The 14,934-nt window shown below is 42.8% G+C and carries 15 protein-coding genes and 3 pseudogenes; 3 read left to right on the forward strand and 15 right to left on the reverse strand.

The genetic code is table 11. The features are described 5' to 3' along the window. The first annotated feature begins 15 nt into the window (after nucleotides 1–15). The 3 genes from OCV29_RS22055 to OCV29_RS22065 all read left to right on the forward strand — a co-directional run bounded on the left by OCV29_RS22055 (nucleotide 16) and on the right by OCV29_RS22065 (nucleotide 2,000). Nucleotides 16–510: a hypothetical protein gene (locus tag OCV29_RS22055; RefSeq protein WP_084193257.1), complete on the forward strand. Its 495-nt coding sequence runs from the start codon at nucleotides 16–18 to the stop codon at nucleotides 508–510. A gap of 211 nt (nucleotides 511–721) precedes the next feature. Further along, entirely contained in the window at nucleotides 722–1,105 is a 384-nt protein-coding gene (locus tag OCV29_RS22060) for a nuclear transport factor 2-like protein (protein WP_073602875.1), read from the forward strand. A gap of 103 nt (nucleotides 1,106–1,208) precedes the next feature. Further along, nucleotides 1,209–2,000: an arylamine N-acetyltransferase family protein gene (locus OCV29_RS22065; RefSeq protein ID WP_073602874.1), complete on the forward strand. Its 792-nt coding sequence runs from the start codon at nucleotides 1,209–1,211 to the stop codon at nucleotides 1,998–2,000. 348 nt (nucleotides 2,001–2,348) lie between these two features. On the opposite strand, the gene OCV29_RS22070 is transcribed toward OCV29_RS22065, so the two are convergent. The 15 genes and pseudogenes from OCV29_RS22070 to tssI (OCV29_RS22135) form a co-directional block, all read right to left on the reverse strand. Further along, a complete protein-coding gene (locus tag OCV29_RS22070; RefSeq protein WP_073602873.1) occupies nucleotides 2,349–2,669 on the reverse strand; it encodes a hypothetical protein in 321 nt (106 codons plus the stop codon). A 103-nt stretch (nucleotides 2,670–2,772) separates the two neighbouring features. After that, nucleotides 2,773–2,982 (reverse strand): hypothetical protein, encoded by a 210-nt coding sequence (locus tag OCV29_RS22075; RefSeq protein ID WP_084193256.1) that lies wholly within the window; start codon nucleotides 2,980–2,982, stop codon nucleotides 2,773–2,775. A gap of 92 nt (nucleotides 2,983–3,074) precedes the next feature. Further along, entirely contained in the window at nucleotides 3,075–3,383 is a 309-nt protein-coding gene (locus OCV29_RS22080; protein WP_073602872.1) for a hypothetical protein, read from the reverse strand. Between the two features lie 111 nt (nucleotides 3,384–3,494). Beyond that, on the reverse strand, nucleotides 3,495–3,743 hold the full coding sequence (locus OCV29_RS22085) for a hypothetical protein (RefSeq protein ID WP_139281532.1): 249 nt from the start codon (nucleotides 3,741–3,743) through the stop codon (nucleotides 3,495–3,497). Between the two features lie 170 nt (nucleotides 3,744–3,913). Next, complete coding sequence (locus OCV29_RS23610; RefSeq protein ID WP_281250449.1) at nucleotides 3,914–4,567, reverse strand: hypothetical protein; 654 nt, start codon at nucleotides 4,565–4,567, stop codon at nucleotides 3,914–3,916. A 76-nt stretch (nucleotides 4,568–4,643) separates the two neighbouring features. After that, nucleotides 4,644–5,168 (reverse strand): annotated as a pseudogene (locus OCV29_RS22095) (contractile injection system protein, VgrG/Pvc8 family); the annotation flags it as partial. Between the two features lie 143 nt (nucleotides 5,169–5,311). Next, nucleotides 5,312–5,770, reverse strand: coding sequence for an SMI1/KNR4 family protein (locus OCV29_RS22100; protein ID WP_073606205.1), 459 nt, complete (start codon nucleotides 5,768–5,770; stop codon nucleotides 5,312–5,314). Nucleotides 5,771–5,941: 171 nt separating this feature from the next. Next, a complete protein-coding gene (locus tag OCV29_RS22105; RefSeq protein ID WP_073606204.1) occupies nucleotides 5,942–6,775 on the reverse strand; it encodes an ADP-ribosylglycohydrolase family protein in 834 nt (277 codons plus the stop codon). 7 nt (nucleotides 6,776–6,782) lie between these two features. Further along, nucleotides 6,783–7,466: a hypothetical protein gene (locus OCV29_RS22110; RefSeq protein WP_073606203.1), complete on the reverse strand. Its 684-nt coding sequence runs from the start codon at nucleotides 7,464–7,466 to the stop codon at nucleotides 6,783–6,785. After that, a complete protein-coding gene (locus OCV29_RS22115; RefSeq protein WP_073606202.1) occupies nucleotides 7,466–8,566 on the reverse strand; it encodes a PAAR domain-containing protein in 1,101 nt (366 codons plus the stop codon). Before OCV29_RS22115 ends, OCV29_RS22110 begins: the two co-directional genes overlap by 1 nt. Before the next feature lie 5 nt (nucleotides 8,567–8,571). Continuing rightward, nucleotides 8,572–10,556 (reverse strand): annotated as a pseudogene (gene tssI, locus OCV29_RS22120) (type VI secretion system tip protein TssI/VgrG); the annotation flags it as partial. Between the two features lie 220 nt (nucleotides 10,557–10,776). Next, nucleotides 10,777–11,649: a hypothetical protein gene (locus OCV29_RS22125; protein ID WP_073602868.1), complete on the reverse strand. Its 873-nt coding sequence runs from the start codon at nucleotides 11,647–11,649 to the stop codon at nucleotides 10,777–10,779. A gap of 2 nt (nucleotides 11,650–11,651) precedes the next feature. Next, complete coding sequence (locus tag OCV29_RS22130) at nucleotides 11,652–12,422, reverse strand: YwqJ-related putative deaminase (protein ID WP_315972725.1); 771 nt, start codon at nucleotides 12,420–12,422, stop codon at nucleotides 11,652–11,654. Then, nucleotides 12,411–12,707, reverse strand: a pseudogene (locus tag OCV29_RS23615) (PAAR domain-containing protein); the annotation flags it as partial. The pseudogene OCV29_RS23615 and the gene OCV29_RS22130, both read right to left, overlap by 12 nt. Nucleotides 12,708–12,712: 5 nt before the next feature. After that, the gene (gene tssI, locus OCV29_RS22135) at nucleotides 12,713–14,779 is read right to left on the reverse strand and encodes a type VI secretion system tip protein TssI/VgrG (RefSeq protein ID WP_073602867.1); all 2,067 of its coding nucleotides are present in this window, start codon (nucleotides 14,777–14,779) and stop codon (nucleotides 12,713–12,715) included. Nucleotides 14,780–14,934: the final 155 nt, after the last annotated feature.

Genomic DNA, 14,934 nt, shown 5'->3' on the forward strand with positions numbered 1-14,934 from the left:
GTTCAGGGAGAATTTATGATGATTCAGCGCACTTCATTTTTATCTTTCTTATGTCTGTTATCAGGGCTGATGTTATCTGGCTGCGGTGGTGGAGGAGGCAGTAGTGGTGGGGGCAGCAGTAGTGCAGGCAGTACACCGCAAAGTGCTGCTGCCGCGGCTCAGGAAGTGGAAGATCTCAATGTGCCGGATGACTTTGACTATGAGTCAACGCGCACCATCACATTACAGATTGAGATGGTTTCACTCGCCGGCAGCCGGAGCTATGCTTCCGTCTACACTCGCTTTACCACCGGCACCGACGGTCGCTTTCGACCGGATCCGGGGAGCCGTCTGGCCAATACCGCACTAACCGATGGCACCGCAACAGTGACTCTCACTGTACCTGCGGCTACCACAGAGCTGCTGGCAGAAGTCTGGACAATTGGCAGCACAAATCCGGTTCAGCGGGTGATAGAAATTCAGCCGGTTTCAGGTCCGGGTGCTGATGACCAGTACTTTTTGACTGACTAAATCAACCTGCCTGTCCCCTTCTGTCAGGAAATCTGCTTCACTCCTGGCAGTGAAGCAGATTTCCTGACAGAAGGGGACAGGCAAACCCACGACATCAGAAAAAAACTGATTAAAAAATAATCACGATATGTGATAACCGTTCATAAAAAACAATATCAGCGTGACATAATCATAAGCCATCCGTCTGACATACCATAAACAGGAACTTCCTATGGACGACAATGCCAAACTCACCCTGATCGAGTCATATATTGATTACTATAATGCATTCAATATTCCGGGTATGCTTTCACTACTGGATGAGCTAATTGTCTTTGAAAATGAATCTAATGGGGTCATTAATACACACACTGAAGGCCGGGCCGCATTTGAAGAGCTTGCACAGGAATCCGCAAAATTTTTCAGTGCCCGCGAGCAAAAAATCACCTATGTAGATTTGAGTGATGCCGGTGCAACAGTCGGGATTGACTATCAGGGCGTACTGGCGGTGGATCTGCCCAATGGCCTGAAAGCAGGCGAAGTTCTTGCGGTGCAGGGGAAGTCTTGCTTTGAGTTCTCCGGAGAGAAAATTGGTTATATCCGCGATGTAAGCTGATGCTTTTCTTCCGGTATGGCATATTTCAGTTTTCTGATAATTCATAGTCGTTTAGACTGAACCTATTGAAAATATTGACTCATGAAGCAAAGGTTCAGTTTTTATGGATTCAGAGATGCTGGCAAATTATCTGAATAAGATCGGGATAGAAAACCACATTGAGCCTGATCTTCACACCCTGAAGCAAATTCACCAACGACAACACTGCAGAATTCCGTTCGAGAATTTTGATGTGCTCAATGGCACCACCCCGTGTCTGTCTGAAGAAGCGCTTTATCAAAAACTTGTGATCAACGAAAGAGGCGGATATTGCTTTGAATTAAATGGTTTGTTGTCCTGTGTACTCAAGTTTACCGGGTTTGACGTCAGGCCATTACTCGGCAGAATCCATCTGGAAGAAAAACCATCGGGCCGCGGGCACTTCATTAATCTGGTCACCCTCGGGGAAACATCATGGATTGTCGATGCCGGATTTGGTGCAAACACCCCCCGGGCCCCGCTTCCTGTTGTTTTTAATCAGGAAATCTCTACAGATCTTCAAACATTTCGCTTTATTCAGGATGAGCGATTTGGCGTAATGCTGCAGAATAAGGTCAACTCCGGCTGGAGGGATTTATACAGTCTGGATATGGGCCATGTGTGTGATGGTGATATTGCTTACGGCAATCACTTTACTTCAACCAACCCAGATTCCGTATTCGTCTCAAATTGCGTGGCGACACTCAGGACAGATGATGGCATTCTGACACTATTAAACAATCGTTTAAGCATAAAGCGTCCTGAGGGAACTCATGAGATTGTCCTTGATAATGAGCCATCGTATTTCTCCGCGTTAAAAACCTATTTCGGCATTGAGCTGGAGATGCCTTATCAACAGATTGCAAATTGCTTTTGAATGACGGGTCTGTTGGCTTTGTCATTGAAACGTGTTCAAAAATATAGTTTTTGTGTATTGTTCCCACACTTCTGTGTGGGAAAACACAGGGCTGGAACAGCGCATGTGATGAATTTTGGTGGTTACAAAACGGAGTCATTCACGTTGGCAGATTGAGTCAATCTTTATAAACCTGGATTCTCTGTACTGGTCAAGCACAATAGCACGTCTTCTTCCTTTGACCTCGAAGAAGATCCTCTCAGTTATTCGTGTTGTAACAAAGTAAAGTACCTTCAAGTAAAATGCCTTCGTTGATTTTCACCTTATTGCCGGGAGTAGTGATGCCACCACTGTTCATCTCAGTGAAGTTTAGAAATATGTCGCATAAGCTAATTCATCATACACATTATCTTCATCTGTTATTCTGTGTAATTCAAATCCAGACTCATGAATTTTTTCATCGTCAATTATAGAGTCAAGAAAATAAATACCAGAATCATTACCCCAAGCAGACAAAATGAGCATAGCCTGATACGAGATAAACTGATCCGGAGAATCAAGTAAAGCTAATAAGTCAGGAATTCTTTCCTTCAGGGGTGGATCCAGTAACTGAACTTCATCAAGCCCAACATCGTCACCAAATTCATCGGTGTACAAAAGGTGATATGTTTTCGAGTCAACAGGTATCATAAATTTCTCATCTGAAAAGAAAAATCAGGCATAAGCCTGATTTATAAACGATAGAAATTAATCCGAAATAATTTTAACGATATATAATACTAAAAGAATAAAATCATAGTTCTATTTTAATTATCAGGAAAAATTTGCTCCAAATTTCTTCCATAATATACTCTTTTGCATCCTCCTCATCATCAGCCGGGTATACAACACATTCATCATTGTCTAAAAAATCCACCAAAGAAATTTCTTTATCCTGAAATAAACTAATCAGTTCTTCTTCTATTTTATTTCTCTGATTATGATCAGATAGAATCCTATTCAAAGCCGCTTATTCTTGCTCTTTTTCCAATCCAACATCAACAGAAAAAATAGTCATAAATAAATTTATTAAAGATGGATAATGATTCACTTAAGTTACCTCACGGGAAAAATAGTTATTGTTTCCCAAATAGTTTTAGTGACATTCAACTCATAAACAGCTTGAACGCTTCTAAGATTTTCAACTAAACGAGAAGCACCTTGCAACTTGGGCTTATATCTACTTCCAGCGATTCTTTCAAATCCTCGCCCTAAATCAACACCAAGATCTCCAACATCCTCAGGTTTTACAGTAATTCTGGTTTTTCCTGGGCTCTGAGCAATTACTTTTTTAAGAGCTCTGTTACTTCTAACTTTCTGATCAGCAAATACTAATAACTCATAAGAATGAAAGGCGGATGACATCGGTGGTAAAATAGTCTTACCTTTTATTACCTTAACATGTCCATCAAGAGCTTCATCATCAGATAAACCATCTTTTATTCCACCTGTTTTTGCAGATTTACTTTGCTGTCATCAATAACCAATCACATCAATGGTGGTATATATATTACCTTCTGGGTCTGAAATATATACAATAATCATATTTGGCTCCATAGAAGGAGAAACATTCAAATCACAACTAACAACCCAACCTTCATTTTCCGCACCAACGGGAAGTTTACGTTTCCTGTATATAGTTTTTGCAGTACCTTCAATATATTCAATCCCTTCATTCTGTAATTTTTCCATTGCAAGCTGAATTGCTTTTTCTTCACTAATCAATGTTAACCACTCCCAAACATATTCCACTTTTGGTGAGGAGGCAAATGATCTTCCGCACCAAGAAGCGTTACAGAGCGCCAAAACAAGGATAGGTCATGCGTGTCTGTGTTCGATATCACCTGATTTGACCTAAAATTAGAAGCTGTTATTTAATATCTGGATTCAAAAATCTATTTTCGAGCATGTTTTATTAATCGACTAAGCGCCTGATGGTACTTATATAGTCGTTTTAAATCCTTTTCCTTAATATTATTTAACCTAGTCACATTAAGATTATCTTTTATATCTTCAATCTTTATCATACATGCCAGTTGATTTGTTAAAACTCTATCAATGAATTCATCATAATTTTCATCTTGCCTTCTGGATAAACAATCTAAAGCTTCAATGATCTCATCTGAAAAACCGTTGCCTTTTATTTCGTTGAGAGTTATGTTGGAGTCTTCAATGACATCATGTAACACAGCAACAATTCTTTCTTTTTCACTATCGAATTGAAACATGACACGCAGAGGATGCAAAATATAAGGTTGCCCGCCCTTGTCAAACTGACCACTATGTGCTTGTGTTGCAATTTGGATGGCCATATCCAGTCTATTCTTTTTTCCAGCGGCATATTCATCTTTAGTTATTTCATTACCAAACAATAGTGCATCATTAAATAAACGGTTGTCATGCGAAACTTCATTTTTACTTTCTTCTTTACCATAAAATTTTACATGTACTTTTTTATTCTTTGAATCCCATCGATACATAACATCTTCAAAAGGATAATCAATAAATATATCTTCTATGCTAGAAAGTCTACTTTTACTTATACCCATTAGAATTCCTTATTGAGTTATAATAATTACAACTCTGTTTTTCGAGTTGCCCAACTTTAGGATCATTTTGTTTTGCCTCGTCACTTTGACCACTGGCGGTATGCGCTGTACGCCTTAAGTAATCCAGCCTGATTTGCGTAAACGCTTTGCCATTCCCGTCATCTTTAAACCGGCCCGGAAAATCAAAATGCTCGTAAGTCTGTTTTTGATAATCCAGATCTTTGCCATCCAGTGTTTGAGAAAAATTGTAAGACGGCTTTTTAAAACTGTAGTCCCGCATTTCAATCGAGCTGACTTCGGACTGTTTCGTTTCACTCAGGGCCGAAATATACGGCTCTTCCGATGCCCCGCCGGACAGCGCATTATAGGGAATGGCAGCACCCAGTTTCGGAAAACCTTCCGGATTATCGGTGATCACCAGCGTGTGCTTGCTGTCTTCATGGGTGAAGGTATACATCAGCCCTTCTTCAGCAGCCATCCGGTGGAAAAATGCTAAATCCGTTTCCCGGTACTGCACGCAAAACTCCCGCTCTCCCAGAGTTCTTTTCACTGAAAATGCGTAATCGCTGATACCCATCTCATCGAGCAGTGTTGTCAGGATTATGAACAGTCTCGCTTCAAGCAAGATATTTTTTACTTTGATAAGTAATAAAAAAACCCAATAATTGATATCCAACTATTGGGGGGCTTCACTATCCCATTCTTTATTTTTGACAAAATTAGATTTTAATCAAAATAATTTTTTTAACTAAGAGAATCAATAAGTTCAGATAAACTATCAGTTACAAACAAAATAGCATCTTCATCATCAGGATCTTCTTCCACATCAACAAAAACAACAGGAGGGTTTTCTATACAATCCCTGTAATCATAAGCAAAAAAGCACCCACTACCACCTGTACCAGCAATAGGTATGATATTTTCGTATACATCAGACCATTTTTCCCACTTTTTAAGTACACTATAGAGTTCCTGCGCTTCAGTGGCATCTTTCATCACATGAAATAGCGGACCAAAAACTGATAATGCTAATTCGCCAGCTTCAATTGTCTCTGGGGTTGGCATTTTACCTTGATGGTTCAATATCAGGTTTTTATAATCTTCTGGTAAAGATACTTTTAAAGCTGATTCAAGATACAGCAAATCATTTTTTGTTGCATCACCAATAGACGGATCAATATATTCTTCCCATAATATGTTCATATTTCTACCTGTAGAAACTCGGCTGAGAATTCTTCCAGCCAGACAAATATTGAGAGTCAAAATCTTCTTCTGTTAGTCGCTTGTATTCTTCTGGAGTCATTGACTGATTAACTGAGAGTCGTAACATTCTATATTGAAGTGTTTTTTTCAGCGGTTCTTTAATATTCATTTCTATAAATGAGAATAAAGCTTTCTATCCAGCTCAGATAAAAAATGAATACCATAAGATGCTTCGTCTAGTGTATTGAGCATATTCTGTGGGAGTGATTTATCATATTCATCGAAGCATGTAGCAAGCCCGACAGCAATAGATGCGACACTATCCGTATCACCTCCCAGATCAACACATTGAATGATTAAATCGCATAAATTGTCACAACGAATCAGACAGCTAAAAGCAGCACTCACAGTATCATAAGCTTTCACGGTTACTTCATCGGTCCAGTTGAAGTTCCAGTCTGAGAACCGAAAATCTTTAAGAAAAGATTCAAGATGCGAGAGCTTCCCTTTTCTGTGTATACCGAAATGTCCCGCCAATGCGACAGCACAAGATGATTGAATCGCAATATCAGTATGATGTGTCACGCAAGCCTGCATACTGGCTTTATGAATCAGATCATCTGTATCAGCTAAAATACTCAGCGGCACTGAGCGCATTGCAGCACCATTCCGATCACTGGTATTCCGTATTTTTTCTAAAAATTCCCGTCCGCTGGAAATATCAGATAGAAAACCATAAAACCCTTTTGCATAGCCCTGGCGGGGATCTCGTTTAAAGCATTCGACAAATTTGTCGGCAATCAGAACATCATTCCAAATTGGTTCATGGATGATAAGCTCTGCAATCGCAACTGACATCTGGGTATCATCCGTATATTTAGCTGACATCCCATACAGTTCATGAGGCAGGTATTGAGAAAAGTCATTATGCTGATCGATCTTATCCCGGGATGAAAATTCGAATCCGGCTCCGTATGCATCTGCAACTGCTATTTCTGTTAACATCGTTTATTTAACCTAACTGATAACCTGTTCTTTTCTCAAATGCTTCAGCGAGTTCCACGGCATTGATTTGTTCAATTTGCGCCAGCTTTTTCAGACAATCCGGTAATATATCAGAGATATCTGGATCAATCTTTTTCATGTTATCAATCAAAGTAACATCAAATGCATCATTTTCCTCACATCCGGACTCACCAACCTGACGCCGGAAACGGTACATTTTTTCAACCCAATAGTTTATTTTTTCATCCACACTAAAAGTTTGGTATTTGAGAGGAAAATTCAATTTTTCCAGCTTTTGAACAATGAATTTTTTGGAATCTGGTTTATATGCGCTATAAAAATTTCTCGATTCTTCAGCCATTTTCAAACCAGAATTTTCAGAAGTTATATCAAAATATTCATACAAAACATTTGTATCAGGTTCAAAGTCATATTTTACAATAACTTTCACCGCCATATCTGACAGATTTAATTCTTCTGACTCTGGCAATCGTTTTTTCCTTTCATCTAATGATAAAAAACGATTCTCTGATGGTAAAAATTCAAGCTCATCTCGTCTCTCTACATGATCATTGATCACCCAGATAACAATATTTTCAGAATCAGTAAGTTGGTATGCCAGCAAGAACTTATCTTCAGCAATTTGTGATTTTAGGTTTGACGGCAAATCAATATATTTTTTTAATCTCATTACATTTCTACCAATTCAATCGTTCCACTAGAGTCTGAGTTTACAACAGTAAAGTTATTACCCGGAGGAATAACATTTTCACAAGAATATGATGGTTTACCCACCTTATCATGAAAATGAACACCGAAGGCTAAATCTGAGATATCTTTTGCACTATTAGTCTGAATCACTAAATTTCTCGCACCTTCATATGCATCACTTTCATTTGGTGCAGTAGACCAGAAGCTTGACTTTACACTATTACCGAGTTTAAATTTTGAATCAAACGCAGATTCATCCGCAGAACTGTTCAATCTAATACCCCTAAATTGAGTTGGGGCTGCATCTGGCATTTTATTCATTCCAGACTTAACTAACTCTGCTAATTCATTGGCTTCTGTGCTACCACCATTATCAAGTGTTGCATTTAAATCCCGGTAAAAAAGCTTGGTCGTATACCCAAATACAGCATGAGCTTCATCTGAGCTCAAGCCATGAGTGCTAACAGCATTTTCAATTAGAGGTTCGTAGTCAACACCTATCTCTTTCATCCCCTCGTAAAAACTTTGAACTTGTTCGACCGACTGATTATTGAATTTCGCAACTTTTTTCACATACTCAGGCGCTGAAGACAAAGCCCCGCTACTCTTCAACTCAACCGCCTGCTCTTCCTCCTTCACCGCCTTGCGGATCGGCTCGTCGATAAACGGCGGGCAGGTCCAGATCGCGTCGGCCGCTTCTGCCAGTGGCGTGATTTTCAGGAACGTCGATTTTTCCTGTGCGCTGTCTTTTCCACAATCAAACTCCTCACCTTTGTAAGGGGTATCACCGATAAATACATTCCCCGAACCGGCAGAAATTGAGCCACCACAGCCGATGGCGTCACCGACCCTTGAGGCGGGCTTACCATTGATCGACACATTTGATGAGCCTGCTGATATGCTGCGCCCGTGCACCCCATGACCACCCGGACATCCGCAAGGATGGGGCATGACAGCATCCCCCTTGCGTGCCGCTGGTTTACCGTTAATTGAGACATCAGGACTTCCGGCAACAATCGGAGAGGGTGGAAAACAAGCATGCCCTGAGCAACTGTCTCCTAATCTTCCTGCTTTTGGCATAACGGCTACATCCTTGTATCGGGAGCCTCAGGCTCTTGCGGCTTATCGGTCTCATCCGGTTTCACCATCTTCGGCGCGGTGCCTTTACCCGGTGAGCCCCCTTCGTTAATTTTCACTTTCGTACCGGAAATCGTCACGCCACCACTGTCTATTTTAACAAAACCACCCGGCCCTTTAATCGTCAGTTCAGTCCCGGCTTCCAGAATGATATTCTTGGCTTTGACGTAATTTTCATTACTGACAGTAATCCGCTGATTGGCGCCAATTTCCTTCTCTTCTGAAGCCGTAATCTGCGTCACGACACTGCCTTCAACCTTGGTGATAATCCCGCCGGAAATAAACCGGCTCAGTTTACCGACAATCCGCTGCACCACATTCCGGCCAACTTTGACATGATGATCCTGACCGAATTCCTCGACCACATTCTTACCCACCATGCGGTTGAAGTTCTCTGTGATCATCTGATACCAGTGGCGGCCAATCCGGTGATGGCTGTCTGTGCCAACCGATTCACGGCGGATATTTTCCGTGACGATATCCTGATCTTTCTGCGCGTGAATATAAATCTGCTCAATACTGGCCTGATCTTCAAAACGGATTTCATTCGAACCGTCACCCTGATGGGTCTGGGTTTTAAACACAGTCCGGGTTTTATGGTTCGGTAACAGGTACGGAGACACATTGGTCGCATGATAGGTCCGGCCGGTCACAATCGGTTGGTCCGGGTCACCGTTAAGGAAGGAAACTATGACTTCATGGCCGATTCGCGGAATCGCGATAAACCCGTACTGACTGCCGGCCCAGCCCTGAGAGACACGAACCCAGCAGGAGCTTTTTTCGTTCTGGCTGCTTTCCCGATCCCAGGGGAAATGCAGTTTGACCCGTCCATGCTCATCACAGTAGATTTCTTCACCGGACGGACCGACGACCATCGCAACACAGGGGCCATCCACTAATGGTTTCGGCTGCGGATGAGCCTGCCAGACTTTATCACCGGGGATCAGCAGGAAGTTGTTGGTATAAGTCGTTGCGCCATTATCTCCCCCTTCTTCCAGTGACTGAGGCTGTGTGCCGACATGACTGGCTTTAACCACCAGCCAACACCGGTTCATGGCAGGATCGGCTTTGTGATCCTTCAGGTCAAACCGTTTCCCGGCCTGAATCTTTGCCTCGTCACTTTGACCACTGGCGGTATGCGCTGTACGCCTTAAGTAATCCAGCCGGATTTGCGTAAACGCTTTGCCATTCCCGTCATCTTTAAACCGGCCCGGAAAATCAAAATGCTCGTAAGTCTGTTTTTGATAATCCAGATCTTTGCCATCCAGTGTTTGAGAAAAATTGTAAGACGGCTTTTTAAAACTGTAGTCCCGCATTTCAATCGAGCTGACTTCGGACTGTTTCGTTTCACTCAGGGCCGAAATATACGGCTCTTCCGATGCCCCGCCGGACAGCGCATTATAGGGAATGGCAGCACCCAGTTTCGGAAAACCTTCCGGATTATCGGTGATCACCAGCGTGTGCTTGCTGTCTTCATGGGTGAAGGTATACATCAGCCCTTCTTCAGCAGCCATCCGGTGGAAAATGCTAAATCCGTTTCCCGGTACTGTACGCAAAACTCCCGCTCTCCCAGAGTTCTTTTCACTGAAAATGCGTAATCGCTGATGCCCATCTCATCGAGCAGTGTTGTCAGGATTGCTTTCACATCTTTCTGCTGAAAGATTCTGCTGTTCTGACGGAGGGATAAACGTTCAAGGGAAGGGACTAACGTCAGGGAATAAAAAGTATGATGATGGCCGGTATCACCTTTGGTGAAGTTCCGGATAATGCCGTGGACTTTTTGCACCACTTCGCCGCTGCGGATCACTTCGAGCAATGCTTTGCTGTCAACCATCTGTTTTGCAGTCAACCCACTGTTCCGGCTGGCAAGCTCAATCTGATAACGATAACCGAAAAACGGCTGTCCCTGTGAAACGGAATTATGAGCAGTCTCTATAGACGAGGACACTCAATAGCACGTCTTCTTCCTTTGACCTCGAAGATAAGTTATTCGTGTTGTAACAAAGTAAAGTACTTTCAAGTAAAATGCCTTCGTTGATTTTCACTTTATTGACGGGAGTAGTGACGCCACCACTGTTCATCTCAGTGAAGTTTAGAAATATGAAAAGAAAAATCAGGCATAAGCCTGATTTATAAATGATAAGATAAACAAGTTAAATTACTATTTCTTCATCATTAAACCTAATATAGCATTCGGGATGAGCAGACTTGAACCCGATTAATTCTTCTCTCACCAATACATCAGATTCAACATAAAGCTCTTTAAGATTTTTCAACTTATTGAGCTTATTAAGCCCTGTTGATGAAATTTTTGTATCGTAGATCTGCAACTGACACACTGACTTTAAACCATCATTCATTATCAAGGTATTCAATAGATCATCATCTACATCTAAGCCAGATATTCTCAAATACTCACCAGATATTACATGTTCAAAATCAGCAGCATCCTTAAACTGATTGACCAATATATGATCATTTACAGATTTAACATTTTTAAAGTAGTCACCCCGTAAAACAAGTAAAGATAAATATTCGCCATTATCAAGATGTGTAGAGAACTGAAATTTGCCAGGGGCATAAATACTAATATCAGTCAATTTATTATCATTCTCATCCCATCGATATTCTTGTATTAAACTCTCATCTGAGAGTATATGCTCGAGATTATATAATTGGCCATATTTTGTATATTGTGCTTTGGAGGACTCTTCTCCATTCTCAAATTGCCGTATTTCTAAGCATATTCCATTTTCGAAATAAAAAGATATTCCCTCATACAAAGAACCTTGATATAAATAAGGTTCATCATCACCGTCTAATAAAGAATCATCAATATAAATACAACCGGTCTTATAAATGGGAAAAGGCAGAGTAAAATCTCTAGTCAACACACCTCGCTCGCATTCTTTGCAACAATTAATAAAACCGTCTTTTAATTCAATCATGACACCAGTGAATAATTGACTTTCATAGAAAAACAAGCCTGATTCGTCAATTATTAATTCGTTTTTAACAACTATCATTATCAATGCCCAGTTAATATATCAAAACCATTTAAAATGCCACTACAGTGGTTACAAGCGATAAACTCTTTCCCTTGTCCAAAACTATTTTGAGTTTTAAACGTTGAAACCTGTACTTTGCTGACATCAAATCCTGGTTTTGCACTAGCTTTATTTAACACATTATTTGCTGCCTGAACTTCAGCATGAAGTCCGGGAATGCCCTTTAGGCCTTTATCATCTCTCAAACCAAATATAGCACCTTCTTTCACATGCTCTTTTATTTTACTCTCCATTACAGGGTTTAATCGGTTACCTGACTTCGCATACAGTGCTGATAACTCATCCATATATTCTCTTTGATTTGTAATTTTAATCAATTCTTTATTATCACCACAACGCTCTGTTCCCGGAAACGTTCTTCCCTTCTTAAGAGAAAATGGTATATTTTCGAAAGGTTCACTAATGATCCCCTCTTCAGGAATTCCAGCCCTTGAGACTGCAACTCCTGAAGTTTTATTTTTAGAGATAAGCTCCTGAGCATCTTTTTCAACTAAAGCATTTAGGTCATTAGCAGCTTCAGTTCTGGTAGCAGAAACCTGACCAACCTCAACCGCCTGCTCTTCCCCCTTCACCACCTTGCGGATCGGCTCGTCGATAAACGGCGGGCAGGTCCAGATCGCGTCGGCCGCTTCTGCCAGTGGCGTGATTTTCAGGAACGTCGATTTTTCCTGTGCGCTGTCTTTTCCGCAATCAAACGTCTCACCTTTGTAAGGGGTATCGCCGATAAACACATCGCCGGAACCGGCAGCGATGGAACCACCACAGCCGATGGCGTCACCGACCCTTGAGGCGGGCTTACCATTGATCGACACACTTGATGAGCCTGCTGATATGCTGCGCCCGTGCACGCCATGTGGCACATTCGGACAAGGACAGGCATGTAACAGCACCGCATCCCCTTTCCGGGCGGCTGGCTTGCCGTTAATCGATACATCCGGGCTGCCTGCAATAATTGGAGTCGCCGGGAAACAGCCGTGCCCTGAGCAGCTGTCTCCTAATCTTCCTGCTTTTGGCATAACGGCTACATCCTTGTATCGGGAGCCTCAGGCTCTTGCGGCTTATCGGTCTCATCCGGTTTCACCATCTTCGGCGCGGTGCCTTTACCCGGTGAACCCCCTTCGTTAATTTTCACTTTCGTGCCGGAAATCGTCACACCACCACTGTCAATTTTAACAAAACCACCCGGCCCTTTAATCGTCAGTTCAGTCCCGGCTTCCAGAATGATATTCTTGGCTTTGACGTAATTTTCATTACTGACAGTAATCCGCTGATTGGCGCCAATTTCCTTCTCTTCCGAGGCGGTAATCTGCGTCACGACACTGCCTTCGACCTTGGTGATAATCCCGCCGGAAATAAACCGGCTCAGTTTACCGACAATCCGCTGCACCACATTCCGGCCAACTTTGACATGATGATCCTGACCGAACTCCTCAACCACATTCTTACCCACCATGCGGTTGAAGTTCTCTGTGATCATCTGATACCAGTGACGGCCAATCCGGTGATGGCTGTCTGTGCCAACCGATTCACGGCGGATATTTTCCGTGACGATATCCTGATCTTTCTGCGCGTGAATATAAATCTGCTCAATACTGGCCTGATCTTCAAAACGGATTTCATTCGAACCGTCACCCTGATGGGTCTGGGTTTTAAACACAGTCCGGGTTTTATGGTTCGGTAACAGGTACGGAGACACATTGGTCGCATGATAGGTCCGGCCGGTCACAATCGGTTGGTCCGGGTCACCGTTAAGGAAGGAAACTATGACTTCATGGCCGATTCGCGGAATCGCGATAAACCCGTACTGACTGCCGGCCCAGCCCTGAGAGACACGAACCCAGCAGGAGCTTTTTTCGTTCTGGCTGCTTTCCCGATCCCAGGGGAAATGCAGTTTGACCCGGCCATGCTCGTCACAATAAATTTCTTCACCGGACGGACCGACGACCATCGCAACACAGGGGCCATCCACTAATGGTTTCGGCTGCGGATGGGCCTGCCAGACTTGATCGCCGGGGATCAGCAGGAAGTTGTTGGTATAAGTCGTTGCGCCATTATCCCCCCCTTCTTCCAGTGACTGAGGCTGTGTGCCGACATGACTGGCTTTAACCACCAGCCAACACCGGTTCATGGCAGGATCGGCTTTGTGATCCTGCAGGTCAAACCGTTTCCCGGCCTGAATCTTTGCCTCGTCACTTTGACCACTGGCGGTATGCGCTGTACGCCTTAAGTAATCCAGCCGGATTTGCGTAAACGCTTTGCCATTCCCGTCATCTTTAAACCGGCCCGGAAAATCAAAATGCTCGTAAGTCTGTTTTTGATAGTCCAGATCTTTGCCATCCAGTGTTTGAGAAAAATTGTAAGACGGCTTTTTAAAACTGTAGTCCCGCATTTCAATCGAGCTGACTTCGGACTGTTTCGTTTCACTCAGGGCTGAAATATACGGCTCTTCCGATGCCCCGCCGGACAGCGCATTATAGGGAATGGCAGCGCCCAGTTTCGGAAACCCTTCCGGATTATCGGTGATCACCAGCGTGTGCTTGCTGTCTTCATGGGTGAAGGTATACATCAGCCCTTCTTCAGCAGCCATCCGGTGGAAAAATGCTAAATCCGTTTCCCGGTACTGTACGCAAAACTCCCGCTCTCCCAGGGTTCTTTTCACTGAAAATGCGTAATCGCTGATACCCATCTCATCGAGCAGTGTTGTCAGGATTGCTTTCACATCTTTCTGCTGGAAGATTCTGCTGTTCTGGCGCAGGGATAAACGTTCAAGGGAAGGGACTAACGTCAGGGAATAAAAAGTATGATGATGGCCGGTATCACCTTTGGTGAAGTTCCGGATAATGCCGTGGACTTTTTGCACCACTTCGCCACTGCGGATCACTTCGAGCAATGCTTTGCTGTCAACCATCTGTTTTGCAGTCAACCCACTGTTCCGGCTGGCAAGCTCAATCTGATAACGATAACCGAAAAACGGCTGTCCCTGTGCATCTGTGGAATCTGAAACGGACTCATGTCCGTGATACTGCCGCACCACCAATGTGTCGTCGTTTACACCATCGACGGTCAGACGAAAGTTTAAAGTTCTCATGTTGTACGCCTGTCGTTGTTCGTTGAATACCGTGTTCGTTCAATATCCTGCTCATTGAATTCAGGAAATCAGTCTGGAGACAGGGAAATAAAGAATTGTTGTTGAACACAAATCAGATGATTGAATCTGAACGATAACTTCAGATAAAGAAATCA

The organism is Vibrio aerogenes (assembly GCF_024346755.1).
GTDB classification, from domain to species: Bacteria; Pseudomonadota; Gammaproteobacteria; order Enterobacterales; family Vibrionaceae; genus Vibrio; species Vibrio aerogenes.